This window comes from Candidatus Vicinibacter proximus (assembly GCA_016713905.1).
GTDB lineage: Bacteria > Bacteroidota > Bacteroidia > Chitinophagales > Saprospiraceae > Vicinibacter > Vicinibacter proximus.
In genome coordinates this window covers 1,903,877-1,925,525 of sequence record JADJOE010000003.1, presented here as the reverse complement: position 1 = coordinate 1,925,525, position 21,649 = coordinate 1,903,877, and the positions used below count along the sequence as shown (strand labels likewise).

Genomic DNA, 21,649 nt, shown 5'->3' with positions numbered 1-21,649 from the left:
TCAATTGAATTTAATGCAGTCGTTTATAAATGATTTTATGAAGCCATAATATTTTTCTACTTCTTCTTTAGAAAGGGGCTTCAAGGCCTTTTCGTTTGAAGTTTGTCCGTGGCCTTTTTCATTTCTAAGTTGAGCCACTTCAATAAAAAGTTCAATTCTATCATTCAGGATTTTAAATAGAACAGATTTGTTATCGAAATTGTAAGTAAGAACGAATGACACTAAATAGGATAACAGGGAATTGCCTTTAGCCAAATTGCCTCTACTTGCGTTTAATAACGGCTGAGGCACTTGAGTGTTATTTGAAAACAATCTCTGGCGGTAAATCCCAATAAGACTATTCCTCTTTTTGGAAGAATCAATATCTAATTCCGCATAAACGATTTCATAAAATGAAGCTCTTTTCTCTTTGTCTTGCTTTAAGATATTTTCTAAAGCATTTTGTAGATTTAGAGAGAAGGAAACACTACCATCCAAGTCATTGAAATTATTGTTTTCAATAAGAATTAGGTTCTTTATAATTGTCTCAAGATACAATTGCAAATTTTTATCTAGGCTATTGAAACCTATTGAAAAATCGGATAGCAACTTTTCTTCTATTAGCTTGTTTAACTGTTCCTGATAATCCGCAAGTACTTTACCACCTAATGTTTTTGCATCAGCGAATCTGTTATGAATACTTTCTAATAAATGTTTATTTACCGGATTATTGATATAAAACTTTAGTGCAACGTTATCGCCAAAACCAAACGGGTCAAGCATTCTCCAATCAGGCTCATAGGTCTCATCTTCATGCTGGTGTAAATACACATAAGAGCAAGCCCAAATAACTTCAGGTTGGTCATTTAAAAATCGAACGCTTAGCTGATTAGATAACTTCTCATTTTTAGCTTCATCTTCTTCCTGATTAATTCCTTTTCTGTTACTATTTTGAATAAGTTGTAATACTTCCCTTTCTGAAGGTCGATTATAGTTAGATTTAGTTTTAATGGCTTCATCTAAGAAAAAAGGAAGGTCTGTGAAATCCTCACCATCACCTTTTGTGCCGGTTACAATTTTTGGATGCTGCCCCTTTGAATCTTCTATTAAATCTGCTGGGACAACTTGATTAATGTAGTACGGGTAAAGCTTATCTTGGTTAACATATTTGAATACATAACCAATTTTCTTCTTGCCAGAATTAATCACCAGACCGTCAACTTCCATTAACTTTTCTTTTCCTTTTACGCTTAATGAACCATGTTCATTAATAAGTTGCTTTGCTTGCAGTTCTCCTGTTACAATCCCGATTAGCTTTGAATCCAGCCCTGTATATTCAGCAATAGCTTCATCTTTAATACCTGGTCTAGCCTTAAATTTCAGAACAATCTTTTGGAAGAAATTTAAACCGTGTTCAAACTCATTCGTCTCAATCCGATACATATAAAACGGAATACATACCATCATAGACTTTCTTGAAGGCCTGCGTTTAATATGAAAATATATGTTATTGTATTCTATTGCCATATTCATTATCAATTGAGAGATTTGTATAAAATTCAAAAAGACCTTCTACATAGGTTTTAGCAAAGTCATCAGCGAACATCTCTCCATCACCCACAACAATGAGCAACTTTTGAGCACGGGAAAAGGCTACATTAAGCCTGTTTTCTAAGGTTAAAAAGCCAAATACTTTTTTGAAATTATCATGGTTGCGATTAATAGCATTGGAACGGACTGTACTTAGAATAACGATGTCAAATTCTTTCCCTTGAAATGAATCGACAGAGCCAATTCTCAGTTTTTCACGACCGTCAGCAGTTTCACGGTATTGTAAGGCAATTTCATAATTACCATCAGACTTTAGCTCAGCATATCCCTTCTTACTGGCTTCTTTAAATAATTCATTAACCTGCTTTGCATAGAAAGTGATGATACCGATACTTAAATTTTCGAAATTTGGGTCTGTTTTTAATTCATCTAATATTTTAACTATTCGCTGGGCTTCGGCATTTCGTGATTTACTTTTACCGCTTTCTTCCATGCCTTTATTTTTCTAAGGTCACAGAATACAGCAACTTTATCTTTTGCCCAGGGCAACTCTAACTTGTGTTTTTTAAGTTCTGCTTGATTTGGAATACCTGCTTTCAGTTCGTTTTTGTAATAAACCCTACTGATGAAATCGCCAATAAAAGGGTGCATACGAAACTGCTCGGTAAGTGTAATTGTCCTTCTCGGATTAGCAGTATGTAGATTCTTGAAAATAACACCAAACAATGATTCTTCTAATTTTTTTCTAGTCTCAGCCGCTATAAACTTATCTGACAGTTTTGTTGATGTTTCATCTGCGATATCATCCTCTAATAGATGCGGCAATTGATTCTGGTCGCCAACCATAATGATTCTTTCTGTGGCTTTAGCCATTGGAATAAGAAGATCCAATGGATTTGAACGGGCTGCTTCTTCAAGTATAACATTATCAATACTTGAATATGTACTCATTTCACGCCCACCTGCAACTTGATTGGTTGCCGCAAGGCTTTCTCCATAATCTTTAATAGTATTCCTAATATACTCAGCATTCCCATCAAGTTCATCTCTTAATACTTCAAGGTTTGCGGTAAAAAAAGTATCCTGATCTTCGTATGAAGATTCTTCTTTCTGCTTAAAGAATATTATCGCATTTTCAAGCCAACTTAATATTGAAATATTGTTACCTGAAACAATGGTATTTGCAGATGAATTAATTCTCTCCAAATAGCCTTCCTGAATTTCGCTTAGACGTTTAAGTATTGCCTTATCAGGATTGTCAACTGGGCAAGCTTCTAAAAATGATTTTTCTTCTTCCGTAAAGGGAATGTCGGATTTTAACAAGTGCTGAATTTTATAAAACCCATCGTCATTGTATGATTCAAATTCTGCCCGAATCCCTTTTACAAGTTTTATATTCTTAAAATTCGTGGATTCATTAAAGCTCCGGTCGCCATTAATTTCTTTCCAATCATTCCAAAGTTGATCGCTTATATCTATAGTGGCAATTATAGTTTCAATAGCTTGTTTTAATTTCTGATCATTCCTTTCAGAAATATAAATTGATTTAATGTCAGTTAACTTTTTAGAAATTCTGTGATTTGTGCCTTTGATTTTAAGCCTTTGAAGAGATGTGTAAATTTGCAATTTCATTTCCTCTATAAGTTTATCCTCAGCTCTAATATTGCCTAGTGTCTCTTTCCCAATTTTTATTGTTGGTAAACCTAAGGTGTAAATTTTTGAAGCAATGTGTTCAACAGTATCATTTTGGAAGGCAGAAACTAAAATAAGCTTGCCATTGTAATTCTTTCTGCTCTTTTCGGCAATTTCAATAAGTCTATCGCAAATGGCGGCAACCACTGTAGATTTACCTGTTCCTGGAGGACCCTGAACTATTGCAATATCAGGGGTATTAATAGCAATCTCAACAGCTTCTTTCTGATTTGCCGTTAAATCATCTATACCAAATTTGTCTTTCAAAAACTTTCTGGTTCTTTCTGTTAAGGCTTTTTCATTCCTCTTTTTTGCTAACATAGCATCAGAAGCACCCTCGATTGCAAAAAGCAGATTTCTGGTAATAAATTTCCTATCCTCTCTAAGACTCTTTAATGCCCTTTCCCTTCTTTTGTTTACAATCTCATCGCCTATTAGAGAGATAAGGAATTTACCTGTTTCAGGAATAGAACTTAGTTCATCATATAGTTCAAAAGAAAAATCATTACTTATTGATTTCATTAAGAACCGCTTATTTTCTGCCTGCTTTACTTCACCTTCCTTTTCTATTGTAAGTTCTAGTGAAGTGTTTAATAAATCATCCTTACTTTCGTTAATTGCTAATTTCAGTTCTTCCGTCAAATTACCAATTCGAACTTTCGTAATTCCATCTGGAAGAAATCTAATACGGGTGAAACTTAATTCACCAACCTTTTCCTTGAGTTGGTTTGCCCTTTCTAATTCAATTGCAGAATACGTTTGCCATAATGCAATAAGTGTATTTCCCTTTGCTTCTTCTGCTTTAATAGTTTCGTAAGCTTCTTTTGCTTTTGAAGCTTCTACAAATTTTATTGACGGGTATTGAGCTACATTCAGGATTGAAAAGTCTGCGTATTTTTTGGCAAATGGCTTATTGGTTATTTTCTGAACAATCCATTTATTCTCTTTCACCAAAATATCAACTCGTTTGCGAAGACCGTGTATTGTGAAGCTTAAATCTGTATTGCCGGGATAGGTTTGAACAAAAATAAAATCAGATCTTTCGGATTGGAATACAAAATCATTATTAAGATTTTCAGATAACTTCTCAATCTTAACATTCTTATTTGCCAAGATTATATTGTCGCCAAAACCAATTTCAAGAGATTCGTTGAAAGTTTGGCTAGTGCCACAGGGAAGATATTTTATCTCAATGCTTTCATCTTTTACATTAGTAATCCAGAATAAGCTTTGAGCAATGGATGCTTTGTCAGTTTCATTGTCGCCAATAGCTTTACTTGTGAATGATACACGCAGTGGGGCTGTGTTAAGGCTGAATAAAATTTGGTTGGATTCAATTTGTTCAGCTTTCAAGAGAATTGGCTTTTTCTCCCAATTTATAGCACCATTGAGGATTTTTCCATTAATGGTGTTTTGAAGTGTTTCTTCAGGAAAATTATTCAGTATGTCTTTTAAATCCGCCATATTAATCTATTGTTAGCACCCTTTGTGGAGTGTTTAAGTCTTTCAAGTGAAGCATATATTTTTGTTTGTCCTGTTGGGTAGCATCAACTACCCTTATTTTCTTAGGAGTGTCAAGAAGAATGGTTTTGCCACCTTCAGACAACCCATTGCGGGGACTTATATTGAACTTTACACCATTTAATGGTGTAAGTAAAATTTTCAATTCATCTTTTTCCTTCAAGTACTCAATTTTTAAAAGGGGAGCTAATGGCTCTATTTCGGTTAAAAGAAAATTGAAGGCAGCAATTTCCTTTGGTGTGTTTTCATCAATTAAAATTTCATCATAAACTTCCGGTTGTAAGCAGAACTGCTGTTTTACTTCGTGTGTTTTCTCATCATAATATTCAATTTCCTCCCATCTTCTCATTTGAATACGAGTCACTTTTTGAGGTGCTTGACCACAGAAATTACATTTTTTTGAATTGTTGTATGGGTATCTAAGATTGCAATTGATGTTACTACATCTCAGAAGCTCATTTAATGCAAGATTTAGCATGTCAAACCATTCTGCCATACTTGGTCTTTCAAGAGAATTATTTAGCCCTTCTTCAAAATTCTTCCTGAAAAGATTTAGTAGTTTTTCCGGCATTACCTTTTCTGAAGGCAAGCCGGTAGCCCTTTCATTCGTGTTGTCTTCAGAATGGTCAACCCAGGGTAATTTACCTTTTAAGGCTTCTTCTTCCAATTCCGGTTCACCTTCAGAAACATAATCTCCAATTAGAGGGTGGTTTAATGTGAGCAGTTCATAAGCCAAAACAGCAAATGAAAAACAGTCGGACATGGTTGTATTTGGAGCATTATTAGAAATAACTTCAGGTGCACCATAAAAAGGGGTGTAGATGTTATTTACTATACTTGTTTTATACCTGAGATTGTCTAAATCAATCAAAAAAACATTATCTGATTCAGGCCTTTCAGATATAAAAACATTGTTAGGTGATAAATCACAATAGGCGAGACCCTTACTGTGTAATGCTCTCAATAATGCTGCTAAACGAATAAGAACATTGTATCTTTTTAATAAACCTCCTGATGACAAATACCATTCTGCAAGATTTGTATTTACGGTTCCAAGTTTTAATGATGACAACGGAATCATTCCAGATGCAAATTCAGATACATAACCATTCTTTGGTTGTGTAATTTGTCTTAATGGAACTGCAAACACTTTTTTATCTAACCCTAAATTTATTAGGAAATTGATTTTGGATTTGGTTGAATTGTCATCAAAACTTTGGTTGAAGAGTTTAACAATATGCTTTTTATCTTTTAGCAAATAGGTTACACCTTGAGAACCTTCTCCAAGTTTTTCAAGCACTTCGTAACTAATATTTTTTGAATCTACTACGTTCATTTAATTTTTATTTGACCAGATGAAAATCATTGATTTATCATCATTGTTTTTTTCGGTTAGGAATTCTTCTAAATCACATTTTAAAGCATCATTTCTTCTTGATTCTTCAATATTTTGAAATTTGTTTTTAAAATAGTCATGCAATGTTTCAATTTTTTCTGTTTGTAATTCGTCAGCAATGCCATCAGTTGCAATCAAAAAATCAAATGTGTGCCCAAATTCAAATAAGGCCAGTTTGAAATTTTCATCTCTACCAGAACCAAGGCAAACAGTCTCATTAGAGAAATCTTTACTTGTTGATTCTAAATAGCGGAATAAACCATCCATTCTAAGCGAAACCAGAACATCACCTATCTGACCAACAATTATTTTCTTTTCCTTTTTGAAAACAGCTATAAAGGAGTTGGTAGTTCGATAATCACTTATAATGCTGGAAATTGATTCTATTTCCTTTTTCCACCTTTCTTTTATCTTATTACTGAGGAATTGAAGTTCAGACGAAAGTTGAAAATTTTGTATTTCATCAATTACACTCTTACAAGCAATTTGTGCTCCTTCTAACGAATTTTTAGATGAACCTAATCCATCTGAAACTGTGGTTATCAGAAATTCATCATTCTCAAAGACATTTATATAGTCTTGATTGGGAATAGTTTCATGTTTATCGCCACGGATACTTGCTTGTATGATTGTAGTTTTCAACTCCATTAGAAATCAAGAGTTTCGTCATCAGGCATTTGTGGTATTTGCTGCATATCCGGTGTTTGACTTTTCATTCGCTGGGTAACAGACATTGTTACGAACCTGAAAAACTTCCTTATATCTCTTGCACTTTCACCCAAAACCAAATATTCAGGTGAGCTTACAAATTTTGATAGCATATTATGGTCAGCGTCATCACCAATTGCCATAGCAATACGGAAGGCTTTTGAAGACCGACCATCATTAATAAGTTCATTCATTGGAGAAAGAAAATCATCGGTCGGAATACCATCAGTTAACAAAACAATTGTTGGTTTATAAGATCTTGATGGAATTTGTACTTTGTCTTCTATTAGTTCTTTTAACATTGTAAACGCACCACCCATAGGGGTCCTGCCTTGTGCCTGATAAGCCGGTGTGTTTACTTGGCTAATTGGTGTTAACGGGATATCACAAGTTGCACTTTCACCCCCGAAGCTGAATAAAGAAATGTGTATTTCTGCCTTGTTGCTGTCTTCGTCCTTTATTGAATTAATAAAGTCTTTTAGTGCGATGTTTAAGGCATCTATTTTACCATTTGTTCCCATACTGCCACTTCTGTCTACTGCAACAATAACAGGGAGTGGTCTTGGTTTTTGAATTAAGAAGTCGTTTAATGAGTCCATATAATTACGTTTTTAAGATTATGGAGCAAAGTAAATACACACCTGTGCACTGTATCTGCATTGATGAAAATATTATTGAAATGCTGGGTATTTATTGTTCTGCTCATTTTACATTGCTTTTTATTTTATAGAAACCACAAATTATTTTTACCAAAATCGGATAAGTGTTCGTTCTCAAAGTGGGGATACATTTCTGCTACCATTTCGGGATAGAGGGTTGTAACTGGTAAACTTTGTTGGCTGATGCTTTTCCAATACATACGGCTGAACTGATACACTTGATCCATCAAATCTTTTACTACAGCAATGTCATCAAACTCTTCCGGGTGGGTACTTGATATGTGCAGTTTGATTGGGAAATGATATTCTTTATTTCTTACTGGACTATTTGCTGCATAACGTGTGTTGTTGCACAGGAGATAATCTCTTTTTCCTATTTGCAAAATAGTGCCGCTTAATGGCATTAAGTTTTTAGGGTCTTTAATATCAAATGCCAATAACTCCTTGCTTTCTGTTTTGTTGATTGAAACTACTATTACAGGAATGTCCAATTCTAAATGATGCAGCACATCCAAGATTGGTTCTAATTCCTGCTCGGACATTTTCTTGTAGAAGTGAATGATTAGCCTTTTTGCATCTTTCTTTTGCTCCACATAAGTAGTAACAGCATTACGAATGCTTCCTGCCAACATCAACGTTTCATCTGCACCGAAACAGTCAAAGCCTTCAAATATGCCTTCGTTATTAAAACAGAAAGCCGAACCCACGTATTTAGTTTTATTGCTGTGGCTGTAAAATGCACCAACTCCAACTATCAACTCATTGACTGTTGAACAATTTAAACGCCAGGGAACACCGCCCAGCTTTGCCAACAATGCAATTTCAATATTGGGTAAGTATAAATTAAAATCTTCTCTTGCTAAGTTTTGATTGAAGATAACCTGTGAGCTGATGTCGTGTTTTATGAGGATTTCTTTTACCTTATAGTACACATTTAGCAGGTCGGTGTTTTCTTCTGTTTTGGCAATTGGGCTAATGTAAATGGCCACATATTGCGTATTGGGTGTTCTTACTGTATTCTTTATGGCTGCATCAACCTCAGCAACAATATTTGTTTTGTCTTGTATTTCAATATTGCTTGCAATATCTAATAGAAGAGGTTGTTTGATGTAAGTGTAGATGTCTGGAAATGCTCTGTATTCTTGGCCTTCATCATTCTTTTTGAAAAAGCCTTTGTTGAAATAGCGGTAAATATTTGCAACTGCTATGGCTTTGTCTTCGGGATGGTAAATGAAAAAGAATTTAACATTATTGTGCGGTGATTTTTTATACGGACCATTTTTCATACCTGCCAATGGATTGATGGAAAGTGTGTTTTTGCCAAATAACAATTCGTTAGAATTGTGTTTGGTTCTAAAAGTTTGGTCTTCATTCACTTTCCAAAAACCATCTTTGCTTAATGGTATAATGTTTTTAAAGCCTTTGGTATTTAATACAGTATTGTAGAAAGCATTTATAAATCCTAAATACTTTGGATAGCGGTTGCTGAAATCAGGTTTATCGAATGGTATTTCAAACTCTTTTTTTAGTGGGTTATTGAGCAGTGGAAATATTTTATCTAAATCTTGCTTTTCTTCCGGTGGCATCTTTATCCAACGGAATAATTTGCCATTGCTGTTTACCCAAGTAATTTTATCGGTGTCTATGTTGCCAATGTCTTGCATTGATTTGGCGTACAGCTTTGCTGTGCCATCGTAAGACACTACTAATTCAAATGTATTAGATACCCTTGCATACTGCACTTTAAGGGTGAATTTGTTGTATAGATTAAATTTTGTGGTGCTTTTGTTTTTATCGTGTTGCCATACTTCTACATCATTTACAAAATTTGGAAACAAGACATCTACTTTGTCTTGCAAATAATTATAGATAAGAAAACGGAAGTAATGCAAACCAAAATTGCTGTTCTTCTTTATATCTACTGTGGTTGTATAATCAGCATTTTCTGTAGTAGAAAAGTTGCAGTACAGGTGACTAATTTCTTTTAACTCACTTTCATATTGCTCCCACAATTCTTTTGGATATTCGCCTTTATGCAAAGAGGCGTAGCCTTCAGTTTTTTCTTTGAATAAACCTACTTCCAACTTTGTAACAGTTGGTGAAAATGGGATGATATTTAATTGAATCTCTTGCATCAAAAAAGTTTTATGTCATTATTGTATTGCTTGCTTTACTAAACTCATTATATACTCAAGGTCTTTATCGTCTTCCACTTGAATTTGATAATCACCATTTCCCCAATGCCCAATATTGGAAACATCTTGTGCTAATTTCTTGGGGTCGTCTAACAGTCCAGCTTTAACATTTATGAAAAGCTTTAGTGATTTTTTTAAGATTGCAATGTCTGTTACGTTTTTTCCTTTCTTGAAAGCGATGTAAAACTTTTGAGGCTTTACTTCAATTCCATCAGTAAGATTGAGGATAGCTGCTTTGAATTTTTCGTACAACTCTGCTGTGAGGTCAGAGGCTTTTTCAATATGATCTTGTTCTGTATATACTTTGATTTCGGCAGTTATATTCTTTAGTGATTGGGTTTGCTGAGTGATGGGCTTTATGCTTTCAGCTGCAACAGACTTTTTAATTGGGTTGATGGCAAGGGTGTCATTCTCGAACTGCTTTACTTCCCATAATTCAATAGCAATGTCTTTAAAGTTTGTTGCCTGTATTTGGTTTTCTGTAAAGCTCGGTGAAACAAATGCTACCCTTGTTTGACTCCAGTCTACATCTTCTCTTTTAAGATTGCGTTTTAAACTTTCGTTATACTCACAATGAAATCTGCTTTATTTTCAAGCATTAGGCTTAGGTAAGTAAAGCCCTGGTCAACTACACTGATATTTTTATCTCTCTTGTATTCGATAATGATAAAGGCACAAGCCTGTGCATCATAAGCCAACGTATCTATACGCTTGTTTTTAATGGTAAACTCACTCTTTACCAATTCCAAACCCATAATGGCATACAAGTTTGCCTCAAAGACTTTTTGAATATCCTTTTCCAGTTTGAAGGGCTTTTCTTTTACCTCTTTTAGTTTGCCTGTTTGGTTTATGTATAGTGCCATTTTATTCTGTTATTAATTAATCCATTAATGTTTTAATCAAACAATCCTTTAAATCTGTATAATATTGAATGTTGATTTTGGTAATCATTTCATCTGAAAGCTCATTTAGTTGCTTTCTGGCATTTAAGGGTATTAGCAAAGTTGTTGCACCTTTCTCAACTGATATTTCGGCAAGATTTACAGCATTATAAACCATATCTAATGAACCACCTAAGTTTAGTTGACCAACTATAACTAAACCGCCTTTTGTGCTTTTTTCAAGAATGGAACTGCACATAGCCATTAATACTGCCATGCCCATTCCGTTGCCACTTTTAGAAGCATCAAAGGCTCTTAATTGCAATGAAAATTCTGTTGACCTTGGGTCTCTGTCGCCAAGTAATTCTTTTGCTTTGCTATATATGTTTTGTTCTGCAAAACGAACACTTTCTTGAAATTGTGGTGGAGTTGGCCTATTGAGAATTTTAACTCCAGAACCTGGGTTTGAATTGATTTCTATTTTATACAGCCCTGTTGTTTCTTCTTGACCACCTGCATTTAGTGCCCATATTTGCCCCCGTGGCAATGGGTCTTCACTAATTGTGTTTTCACTGTGTATTTCGGGTGTGGTAACAAAAGTTTCAATACCATCTTCACCAATTCTATAACTAAAGTGAGTGTTTCTGAACTCGGCTGAACCAACACGTTTCTGTTGCTCTTTTACTCGTCTGCGATATTCTAATGAAATTTTTATTGCCCATTCTAAAAGTTCATCTGAAATTGGTGCTTCTGGATTTGGTTGCATTAATTTTAGCAGACCATTTAATGTTTTATTTACTGCTGTTGTATCTCTACCACTTAATGCACCACCATAATCTACCCTTGGAAGTACTGTTGAAACTCGGTTTATATCTCTTAGTCTTGTCCAGCATTCTGCAAGAAAATCACTTACCATTCCAAAATGTTCAGTGAAGTAGGTTTTATTTAATTTAGGAAAATCCCAACCAGGAACAAAAGCATGAATACGATCCATGAATGCGGTATCGTCTCTCATTTCCTTTGGCATTGGGCCAAATAAATGACTTACTCTTTGTTGATGTTCTACATCTACATCAAAATTACCTACCATTGCAATGCCACCATCAGCTCTTATAGGCTCTTTACCTCTGCTAAATTCGCCACTCTCCATGTAGCCTTTCATAATGTTTACGCCATCTTTTTGGTCAAATGAAATTCCTGAAACTTCATCGAAACAAACAACATCATATTTGCATACTAAACCACGTTCGCCATTACCCATGTTTACAAACATTTTAGCTACTGTTGCTTTGCCACCAGAAACTAGATGTGAGTATGGAGATATTTGCTGATATAAATGGGACTTTCCTGTGCCTCTTGGACCTAATTCTACAATGTTGTAATTTCTTTCAACAAATGGAATCATTCTAACAAACAAAACATTTTTTGCTTTTTCTGTTAGGGTACTAGGTTCCATACCAATGGAACGAATTAAGAAATCTTTCCATTCTTCAAGCGTATAATTTTCTCTCCCTTTATAAAGTACTTCTAAAACATTTCTTTGTGATAACTGAATGGGTCTAAGGCTCACTACACCAAAAGGTCTTCCTGAGTTTTCTTGGGCAATTACTGCATCATATTCCAATTCTATTTCAGCATAAAAGCCACCTGTTAACATTCTATCGTTTGCACTAACTAATTCGGATGAAATACGAACTTTGTTGAGTTGTAAGCTAGGCAAAATTGCTACATAACTATCAGTTGCAGTATCTAGCTTTGCAGTAATTATATCAATTAATTTGATAGAACCCTTTTCTCTGGCTTTAGATTTAAAATATTCTTCTTCACATGTACGAACTGTTCTGTCTTGTAATTGCCTTTTTTTACAATTTCAAGTCCTTCTTGAATTTCCTTTTCATCGGTAGTAGAACAATAACGCCCAAGTAAAAACTCTATTACATAAGTTGAACTGGGTAGGTTTTGCGAAAATTTCTCTAGTAAATCTTTTCGCACAATAAAGCCTTCGAAAGCTTTTTGCTGAAATTTGGTCAATTTTATCTAATTCCATATTATATTATTTTTAACCCCCAATGGTTGTTGGCTTTTTTGTTTAATATTCTCTCGTTTTCGTCCATAAGAACTATGGTTGCAGATTGGTATTCAAAGGCATCATCAATTAAAAGCGTTACTGAATTGCCAATAATTTTTTTATCTCTATTTGAACGGTCAATTACGCTAGTTGATGCATCATTGTATTTTGTTCTTATATCAATTTTATATCCATCAGGCACATCATTTGTTTGGATGGAACATTTTAGATTTACCCATTTCACCGTTTTAATATCTGCATCTATATCATCAACATTTGGATTTTCAATTATCAATTCCGGAACTAAACATTCATGAATAGAAATACCACCGTGTGCATATTCTTCATTTATTTTGAAGAAGTTAATGCCGGGTGCATAGGCAATAAAAATATTTGGATTCCAACGCCAAGGTAGATGCAATAGGTCGGTTGTTGCACCATCTTTAATTAAAGCACAACGACCCCAACGGGTTTCTGCCAAACCTGCATTTAATTGTGTTTTAGGTAAACCACCTGGCATTAATAACCAACCGTGGTCTGTAACAATTTTTATACGCTTTACACCCTTTTCAAAAGCAACATCTAAAGCTTCTTGAATTTGTTCAAACAATTCTTCTACACGTTTTACCATGTCTGCTTGTTCTTCATGGCCTTTGGTATCAATATCACCAATCTCTTGCCATGATTTACCTTTAGCATCAATATCATTTGGTTTTGTAATGAGCTTAAAACCATTGGTTACTAATTGCTCTCGAAAAGCTGCTGTTTGCAAATCTTTACCATTTGCTAGTTGAGGTCTAAATTCTTCTATATTGCTTGTTTCCGATACGGAAATTGCAATTGGAGAAACATTTGGTTTTGCCGTTGGAGTTAGTGATGGAATTGCAGACCAATTGCTTTTGAGAGTAACTTGATACTTTAATTTTATTAATCGTTCATAGAACTCTTGTGCTAATTCGTATCTAAAAGCATCAACAAACAATACATATTTTTCAGTTTCCTCTGCTGCCTTTTGATTTGAAAATATGGTGGCATCTGTTTTTACTAACGATTGAAATTGATTGGTTACTATTTCAAGCCAAGGTTGATAAACCAATTGAATAATGGCCCTAATTGCTTTTTTATCTTTATCGCTTTTTACAGCTGCAAAAGCCTTTCTCATGTATTGATCTGCCTGCAAGCCCTCTGATGTATAGTATTTTTTTAGTTCTTCAATTGATGATGAGGGGAATGCTTCGGTACAAATTTTTGCCATTTGCACTAAAAACTGCAAGGAATGGGCAAGTTGCGATTTACCTAATTCGTGCCATACCCAAGTTAGACGTTTTTTGTTTGTTTCGTGCAGTGCTATTAATTTACTTGTTGCTTCTTTGGGTTGAAGTGAAGCTAGTTTTACCAATTCAGCAAGGAGTGTTTCTTCGGCTGTTTCGTTTACTTGAGGCCAACTTTCTTCGGGATAAGCAAACATGCCACTGCCTAAGTCTGTTGGTTTTGATAATCGAAGTAGTGCTTCTATTTCGGGGTATTTTTTTGGTGCATTGGCGTACAATTGCCAAACATATTTCCAATTGCCACGCTGTGCCCCAAGTTTTTCAGAAGTAGCTTTTATGTCTTTGTAGTCGGGTTCAAAATCGTATTGGTTTTTGCATAAATTTTTAAATACTTCGCTTCTTCCTTTTTCCATTTGTTGCAAAAAACTGTCTCCTTTGCACATCCATTTAAGCAAATTAGGAATTAAATCGGGGAACAAAAGGTTGTTTAAAAAAGCGGCATCTAATTGTGTTTTGCCTTTTAAAATTTCGGTGTCTTGAAAAATTGATGGGAGTGATTTTTTTAGTGACTCTTTGGTTGCGGTGTCTTTTGCAACCTTTATCCCTAAGCCATTAAGCGGGTTTTCTACAAATGCTAATATTGACCACTCACGCCCATTTTCTTGCATAAATAAAACACCAGTGTATTGATATTCTATTAATGGTTGAAAATCTAAGCCAGCTTCTTCTACATTGCGTAAATCGCTTTTTGCTACACCTGGTAAATAAATAATTGGAATAACACCATCTGCCCAATTTGCTTCGGGTAGCATTTTGGCCACCATACATTTTAACCAAATGGATGGACCTTGTTTTTTTGCAGGCTCATAACTACCGTATAAAAGCAATTGTGGCATTTCATTTTGCAGTATTTCAATCACATCTGTGAATTGATTTTCTGGGTCGGGCCAAAGAATTACTTCGGGCTTAACCATCAAATTACTGTTGTGGTTTTCTGCCTGCTTTAATGCTTGCCTTACTTTATCGTAAATACTATTTGCCATTTTTATTTCTTAATATTTTCTCTTGCAGCTCTTTTTTCTGCTATGGTTTTATGTAAATCATTGTCACGTATTTCGCCCCAATGGCTGTTTGGTGGATTTTTACCTCTATCTATACCCCATTTAATGTTTGGCTTTTTGCGAAGTACATCTGCTTCTATAAATGGTCTAATATTTAAGCGTACTCCATCGTTTAAATCGGGTTCCCAACCAATGGGCTGCTCTGCTAAAGATTTCCAACGAACAAAAATATCGTAAGGTGCTTCTCCATGAAGAATAGCTTCCAGTTTATCTTTTAATTTTAGTGCTGCACTTAATAAACCTTCTGCTCCGCTTTCTTCGTTGCGTTTTTTGGCTTCGCACATACGAATCCAATCGCCTAAGTAGGTATAAATTAGTTTTGAAAGGTTTTCTTTATCTAGCTTATGGTAGTTTACCAATGCCGAAAAACCATCGTTACGGCCATCCCAAATGTGCCAAATAAATGGACGGTTTTGGAAAACTTTACAATGCTGAATAAAAAACTCTTTGCGTAAATAATCTTCAAGGTTAGATGCAGTTGCTCCCTCTTTGTCTAATAAATCGGCAATGGTATTGTTGTTCCATTCTCCAGTAAATACTGATTGTAAAAATGTTCTTACCCTGTCAGCACCTGCTTGTTCTGCATTTACAGATGGAATACAAAAAATACCGTCATCATCACTTAAAGGGTCGAATGCTTTTACTGCTTCAATTAATGTTTTGGCTTCGTCTGCTAGTTCCATTTCTGTGTCACTTTCAGCTGGCCAACGATAGCCAAGTAACCTAGCAATAGCAACTTGTAAAGGATTGTCTGTTTTTATGGGATGCCCATGAAACAACCATTGTGTTGGGTCATCGCTGTATGGTTTTGGAAGACCATTTGGATATTTTTCGGCTGCTACTTTTTGCCAGTGTTCTAAATCAAAAGGAACTTTAACTAAGGTAGCGTTTGTAACCCCCAACTTTTTATCAATTTTTCTTACTTCATTATAGAAAGACTCATTAGCACAATATTCAAAAATTGCCAAAATATCATTTGCATTTTTAGGTTGAATTATTGCAATATCAGAAGTAAAAGCTGCTCCAAAATATAATGAGCTAAAAAGTTTGCTGGTAACATTAATTGAAATTCCTGATTTACCCCATGCTTTTAAACCTTGGTTTCTTGCTAACAGTTTGCCCTTATTCTGATAATTTATTATTCTGTCAAAACCATCAAAAATTTTGTGATTTGAATTAGCACTCTGAACTAATTTCCAGGTTTTATCAAATGAGTTTAACTTAACTTCCCAAAAATTTCTGCTGAGGTAAAAATTGTCACCTGTGACAAGACCTTGTATTGAGTCCGCTTTTTTAGATAACAATGGGCTATTACCTAATAGCTCTAGAATTATTCTGCAATCTGGATTGTTTTTTAAATTATCTTGTAACAACATTGTAGTTTCACCCTTCAACCCATCTTTTTTTTCATTTAAAGAAAGTGATTTACTTACGTCAATTGAGCCGAATAGATTATCGTTGTTTGGTTTTGAATTTTTTGACCCAATTAATAGAATCACATTTACAACTTCCCCTGTTATTTGACTGAAAGCACCAGCACCTAAATGTGTAGTAAAATTGATTTTGAAGTTACTAATAAATAGTTTTCTAAAATTCAAATAAGTTTTAATAGTAAACCAATTATGTGGCGAAACAACAGCAATTGTATAATTTCTGTTTAAAAGACTTTTGATACGTTCTATAAAAACGGTTGCAAGATCCTGTTTCGATTCACTGAAATATTTTTCGGTATATTCAAGCATAAAATCGTTCATTAGTTTTCTGCCCAAATAAGGAACATTGGTAATTACTAGAGTATAAGTATTAGCAAGTAGCTGACCCGCTTTTGCTATCCCTGCGGCCATCACACCTCTTTCCAACTGTTCTGTATCTGCTTCGTTTTCTAGAGCTTTTTTAAGTACAGGTTGCAAGTCATTAAAGCTTGCAGTAAAAACATCAGCTTTTATTGTAGTAGGGTCTAGTAAGCTTCCTAATTCTGGTGCTAACTGAAAATGTTCATATAACATTCTCATTCCGTTTTCCATTCTGCCTTTTTCATCAGGGTTTACTTTGCCTACCAACTTTACCCAATCCTCAACTTTTCCTTTTGGGGCAATGCCACTGCAAGCCAAATTCATTTCGGGCAATTCTTTGTAATGTCCGCAAAACTTCCAAGCGGTTAATGCCAAATTAAATGCGGCAATTTGGGTACATCTTGCATCTAGTTCTAAGCCATGTAAGTTTTCAGTTATTACTTTATCGGTAGCATCTTCTTTGCTTAAACCTTCTTCGTACATTCTTAAAGCAGCAAAGACAGGAAATAGGGATGCCACAAAATGACCAGAACCCATGCAGGGGTCTAAAGAAGTTATTTCGGCTGTTTTATTAGGCCATCCTTCAAAGTTTCCGGCAGCAGGTGTACCATCTTCTAGTAAGCGGAGATATTCAAATTTTACTGGAGGTTTGACCCCAGGATTTCTGTTTACCCACCAAGCACCTAATGTATTGTCAATTAAAAAATGAACCATATAAGGCTCGGTAAATAATTGAGTAACAGCTGGAAGTTTAGCTCCATCAATCTTATCACCACTGGCATTTATTACTGCTTTTGCTTCGCTTTGCCAAAACTGGTAAACCCAACCTAAGGCATCATCGGCAGTAAATATTTCAGTTTCTAAGGCATCAATAATAGCTTCTAGTTTTATGCTTTCGTCTGTTGCAAAGTTTACTTGCATTAAGGGGTCGTCTGTTCTAAAAATAGCAGGTAACATTTTAGAAGCATAATTGGCAGCAGCATCCCATTTATCTATAAAATTTTCATCGCTTGCCAGTTCTTCGCAATCTTCCATAGTAACAGCTACACCAGAAGCTGTATGAATTAACAAATTATTGGCTTCTAAAAACTTTGCAAACAACATTTTGTGCCAAGTTTCATAAGCTAATTCGTATGATAAATTATCAATTCTTTGAGCACCACTTGCAGGTAATTCATCGCCTAATAAGCGGGCTTTGCTACGCAGGTTATTCCTTAGCGAACGCTGTTCGGCAGCCATGTGCGAAAAAGGCTCAGGATTGTTTACCGCCATAGCCTTTAGTGCATTAAAAGCACCCACCTCGGCAAATTTACGGGCTTGCTTAACCGCTGTTTCTAGCGTATTTCGTTGCTGTGGGGTTAGTACTGCCATTATTTTAAAATTATAGAGCTAGATTTTTTAAGTAATTCTTCTAATTCTGTTTTCAAGTCGGTAATGTAATTATCAATATCTGCTTGATTGGTAATAGTAACTTTTGGTAAACTGAAAGTAGTTGCCTGTGGTGCTAAAAGTTTAATGGCCTCTTCTCTTGCTGCTTGAAACTGACTTGACAGAGCTGCAATTTTTGTATCCCAATTGTAGAGTGGTGATTTCTGCAATTCGAGTAATAGCGAATTGGCATCCAAAGCTTTAATTTCTGTTTTTGTGAGCAACTGATGTTTTAATAAAATGCTATGTTTTTGCTCTGGGGTTAACTTCCCAAAATATTCATCGGCTTGCAGTATTTTCATTTTTGCATCGTACAATGCAATGAATTTTTCTTTCGACTGATTTAAACGAGCCTTTAGCTTTTCTGCTATTTCATCTAATTTGGGCTGAATTAAATCGGGCTGCTGCAACAACAAACGATTGTCTTTAATTGCTTGAATTTCTATTTTTAATGGTTCAAAATCAGCATGGTCTGGGGCTTGGGCAGAAAGTTCACTTAATAAGTGCCAAAGGGTAGCCTTGATGTTACTAACTTGTCTTTTTGCCAACCAATCGTCATAATAGTTTTGCAGGGTGCTTTGCTGTTCAAGAATTTCGAGTAATCTTTCGTTTCCTTGTTTGTTCTCAATTTCCTTTAATAAATCTATATTGATGGGTTCGGGCTTTGGTGCATCGCCACTAATATTGGCAGCCAGTTGTTTTAATTTTTCTAAATAGGTATTTGAAAATGGAAACAACTCTTGGTTGGAAGGACAGGAAATACCTGCTTTTTTGAAACAAACTTTTGATAGCAATTTTATCTCTTGCTGCTAGTATGTGTACTTCTTTTTTAAAGGTAGCATTGTTTATTTTTGCTACAATAAGCGAAGGTTCATCGCAAGAAATATGCTGGGTGTTTTTTAGCATAATTAAGATGGTGTCGATAGCATCTTGACTCCAACCATAAGGCGATTTCATGAAAATATTTCTAATTTCTTTTCCTTGATTGCTTGAGTTGCCAATGAAACGTAGAATTTCGGCTGAAACAGGATGGGCTACCACATCGCCACTATAACCAATTGAGTTTAATGCATCAGGATTGGTAGCAATGGCTTTTGTAAGTGCCTGGCCCCAATTTGCAAAATCTGCTTTACTTTTAAATTCAGGAAATTGTCTATCGGCAATACCACTTAAAGCTTCTTCTATATTTTCACGAATATTACCTTTTTGAATGATGTTACCACCTGCTAAAATAACTGCGGATTCTTTGCAAATTCGTTCAACAATATCTTCAATAGCAATTTTCGCAAGTCCTCTTCGTGTTTCCATGCTTTTTTTAGCTTGTTCTGCTTCGGGTGAAGAAGGCAAGCCCATGGCATCAAGTGTAAAGCCAGCCGCAAGAAATTTTATAATTTCTAAGCGTAATTCCGGGTCTCTGAATTTTTTCACAAATACATAAGCCAAAGGCGAATCACTACCGGCTGCTCTTATTTCGTCAACAACAGTGCTTTCGTTTTCGTACCAACCATCTCTAATCCATAAATTTAATTTGTGTTCGGTGCTTGGCATGGTGGTTTTATCCCACAAATCAAATTCACGATTTAGTTTGGAGAGCCCTTGTGTTACATTGATTGTGTTGGTTTTTTCTTTAAAAAATTTAATGATTTTTTCTTTGCGTAAACCTTGAATTAAATCATCGCCTGATCCACCTAGTTTTTGTGCTTGAATGGTGTATTCTTGTTCCCACTCTTGACCTACTTTTGTTTGAAGTTTATATTCATCGCCAACTGGCATTAGTATTTTCTCTTCTGCAAGTTTTGCTGTGAGTTCTTTTATTTTGGTTCTAAATTTATCGGAAGCTTCATTTAGGTTATCCAATAATAACTCTGCAATTGTATTTTCATCGGACTTTAATCTTTTGCCTGATGTGTCTTTGGGAAGTTGGTCAATCAAAAATACAACACTTAAAATTCTACCTTCTAATGCACTGTCACCACCTTGCGATTTACGCCCAACAATTAAATTATTTGTTTCGTTAAGCAACAAGGCATTTTGTAATAACTGCGATTGTTTTTGCTCAAAAATCAAATCGGCTGGAACAACAAAACCTAAATCTTTGTCGGCAACCTTTTTTAAACTTTCATCTACAATCCTTAACTGACTTCTAAGCTGTCCTGATGTGCCAGCTGTATCAATTACTTGCAGAACCTTTTTCCAAAACTTACGTGTAGAAGGCAACATTGGATAATCAGCTACAAGGGTTGTTTTATCACTTGTAACATATCCATAATCTGTACCTGAAAGATTTCTTGAAATTTCTCCTAATGAAGCCTCTAGTTTTTTATCAATTAAACTTATGGCAGTAGGTTTTTTTCTAAAACAGTTTTACGGGTTACTGTTTCAACATCGGCATCAGAAAAGTGAAACTTTAACTGTGAAGCGGTCTTGCAAACGCTGCAAAAGACTTGTTTCAGAAAGTGAATTTTGACCAGTACCAATGAGTAAAAATTTAGAGTCAAAATTGCTGCATAAATCCTGAGCTAAATTTTGAACATCAATACTCTTGTTTCCCTCAGAACCAATGAACTGTTGTACTTCATCAAGTACAATTAAAGTAAGTGGAATTTTATCGCCATAGAATAATGGTAATATTTCTGTTTTGATGGTATCAATTAATTGTTCCCTGTTAATGCTCTCAATACGTTTGAAGTTGGCTTTAAAATTCTCTTTGACCTTTGCTTCATTTTCTGCAAAGCCTGGTTTTAAATCCAAAATAGCTTTTGCAATAGTTGAAGAAACAAATAGATTTTCGTATTCTTTTTTGAAGTCTTTTCCTTGAGCCTCAACAATTGTTTTTAACTGGTCATAAATACCCTCTTGCTTGGTCCAATAGATAAATTTGAAATGGTGGTATTGCTGAGGCAATCCTAATTCATTTAAAAATAACTGAAGGAAAGAGTAACGAATATCGGCAGATGGAAAATCTTTTAAAGTACCAGAAATAGAAAGTTTGCCATAAATGTTTTGCTTACGTTCTAATTCAATAAATAAATCGTTTACATCCTGCGGTAATGCTTTTATTTTTTTTGCAGAGTCTCCATTAGGAAACTTAAAATCTTCCCATAGATAGCCCAACATTTTTACCAAATGGGATTTACCACTACCAAAAAAACCACTAACCCAAACTGCTGGCTGCCTTGGTTCATCAATATGTTTTAGAATGTATCTAAAAATGCGATAAATACCTTTTTGATATTCACCCTCGCATACAAATGTTTTAAGCTCGTGCCTAATAATAGTAAGACCTTTATCGTCTTTTGCTGTATTGATTTCTACAACACCATCATTTACGAGGTTATTCTCGTCTGGATTTAGGGTAAAAAGTTCTTTATTTTTCATATTAATTT

At 35.0% G+C, this 21,649-nt stretch carries 9 protein-coding genes and 3 pseudogenes; all 12 read right to left on the bottom strand.

Annotated features, from left to right (window positions below; genetic code table 11):
- Positions 1-1,506, bottom strand: a complete 1,506-nt coding sequence (locus tag IPJ83_16205) for a hypothetical protein (GenBank protein ID MBK7882076.1) — start codon at positions 1,504-1,506, stop codon at positions 1-3.
- Positions 1,487-2,023, bottom strand: coding sequence for a hypothetical protein (locus IPJ83_16200; protein MBK7882075.1), 537 nt, complete (start codon positions 2,021-2,023; stop codon positions 1,487-1,489). Before IPJ83_16200 ends, IPJ83_16205 begins: the two co-directional genes overlap by 20 nt.
- Positions 1,972-4,686 carry an AAA family ATPase gene (locus IPJ83_16195; protein MBK7882074.1) on the bottom strand — a complete coding sequence of 905 codons (2,715 nt, stop codon included), beginning with the start codon at positions 4,684-4,686 and terminating at the stop codon, positions 1,972-1,974. Before IPJ83_16195 ends, IPJ83_16200 begins: the two co-directional genes overlap by 52 nt.
- 1 nt (position 4,687) lies before the next feature.
- A complete protein-coding gene (locus IPJ83_16190) occupies positions 4,688-6,079 on the bottom strand; it encodes a protein kinase (protein MBK7882073.1) in 1,392 nt (463 codons plus the stop codon).
- A complete protein-coding gene (locus IPJ83_16185; GenBank protein MBK7882072.1) occupies positions 6,080-6,787 on the bottom strand; it encodes a protein phosphatase 2C domain-containing protein in 708 nt (235 codons plus the stop codon).
- Positions 6,787-7,446, bottom strand: coding sequence for a VWA domain-containing protein (locus tag IPJ83_16180; protein ID MBK7882071.1), 660 nt, complete (start codon positions 7,444-7,446; stop codon positions 6,787-6,789). The genes IPJ83_16185 and IPJ83_16180 overlap by 1 nt, the downstream gene beginning before the upstream one ends.
- A 125-nt stretch (positions 7,447-7,571) precedes the next feature.
- Positions 7,572-9,641, bottom strand: a complete 2,070-nt coding sequence (locus IPJ83_16175; GenBank protein ID MBK7882070.1) for a hypothetical protein — start codon at positions 9,639-9,641, stop codon at positions 7,572-7,574.
- A gap of 18 nt (positions 9,642-9,659) precedes the next feature.
- Positions 9,660-10,564: pseudogene (locus tag IPJ83_16170) on the bottom strand (hypothetical protein).
- A gap of 16 nt (positions 10,565-10,580) precedes the next feature.
- A pseudogene (brxL, locus tag IPJ83_16165) lies at positions 10,581-12,629 on the bottom strand (BREX system Lon protease-like protein BrxL).
- 1 nt (position 12,630) lies between these two features.
- Positions 12,631-14,964 carry a BREX-1 system phosphatase PglZ type B gene (gene pglZ / locus IPJ83_16160; GenBank protein MBK7882069.1) on the bottom strand — a complete coding sequence of 778 codons (2,334 nt, stop codon included), beginning with the start codon at positions 14,962-14,964 and terminating at the stop codon, positions 12,631-12,633.
- A 2-nt stretch (positions 14,965-14,966) separates the two neighbouring features.
- Positions 14,967-18,206: a type II restriction endonuclease subunit M gene (locus IPJ83_16155; protein MBK7882068.1), complete on the bottom strand. Its 3,240-nt coding sequence runs from the start codon at positions 18,204-18,206 to the stop codon at positions 14,967-14,969.
- Positions 18,206-21,641: pseudogene (gene brxC / locus IPJ83_16150) on the bottom strand (BREX system P-loop protein BrxC). The gene IPJ83_16155 and the pseudogene brxC overlap by 1 nt, the downstream one beginning before the upstream one ends.
- Positions 21,642-21,649: the final 8 nt, after the last annotated feature.

Bases quoted from the DNA above. Each gene is read 5' to 3' on its own strand.
- IPJ83_16205 (MBK7882076.1), bottom strand. From the start codon at position 1,506: ATGGCAATAGAATACAATAACATATATTTTCATATTAAACGCAGGCCT.
- IPJ83_16200 (MBK7882075.1), bottom strand. From the start codon at position 2,023: ATGGAAGAAAGCGGTAAAAGTAAATCACGAAATGCCGAAGCCCAGCGA.
- IPJ83_16195 (MBK7882074.1), bottom strand. From the start codon at position 4,686: ATGGCGGATTTAAAAGACATACTGAATAATTTTCCTGAAGAAACACTT.
- IPJ83_16190 (MBK7882073.1), bottom strand. From the start codon at position 6,079: ATGAACGTAGTAGATTCAAAAAATATTAGTTACGAAGTGCTTGAAAAA.
- IPJ83_16185 (MBK7882072.1), bottom strand. From the start codon at position 6,787: ATGGAGTTGAAAACTACAATCATACAAGCAAGTATCCGTGGCGATAAA.
- IPJ83_16180 (MBK7882071.1), bottom strand. From the start codon at position 7,446: ATGGACTCATTAAACGACTTCTTAATTCAAAAACCAAGACCACTCCCT.
- IPJ83_16175 (MBK7882070.1), bottom strand. From the start codon at position 9,641: ATGCAAGAGATTCAATTAAATATCATCCCATTTTCACCAACTGTTACA.
- pglZ (MBK7882069.1), bottom strand. From the start codon at position 14,964: ATGGCAAATAGTATTTACGATAAAGTAAGGCAAGCATTAAAGCAGGCA.
- IPJ83_16155 (MBK7882068.1), bottom strand. From the start codon at position 18,206: ATGGCAGTACTAACCCCACAGCAACGAAATACGCTAGAAACAGCGGTT.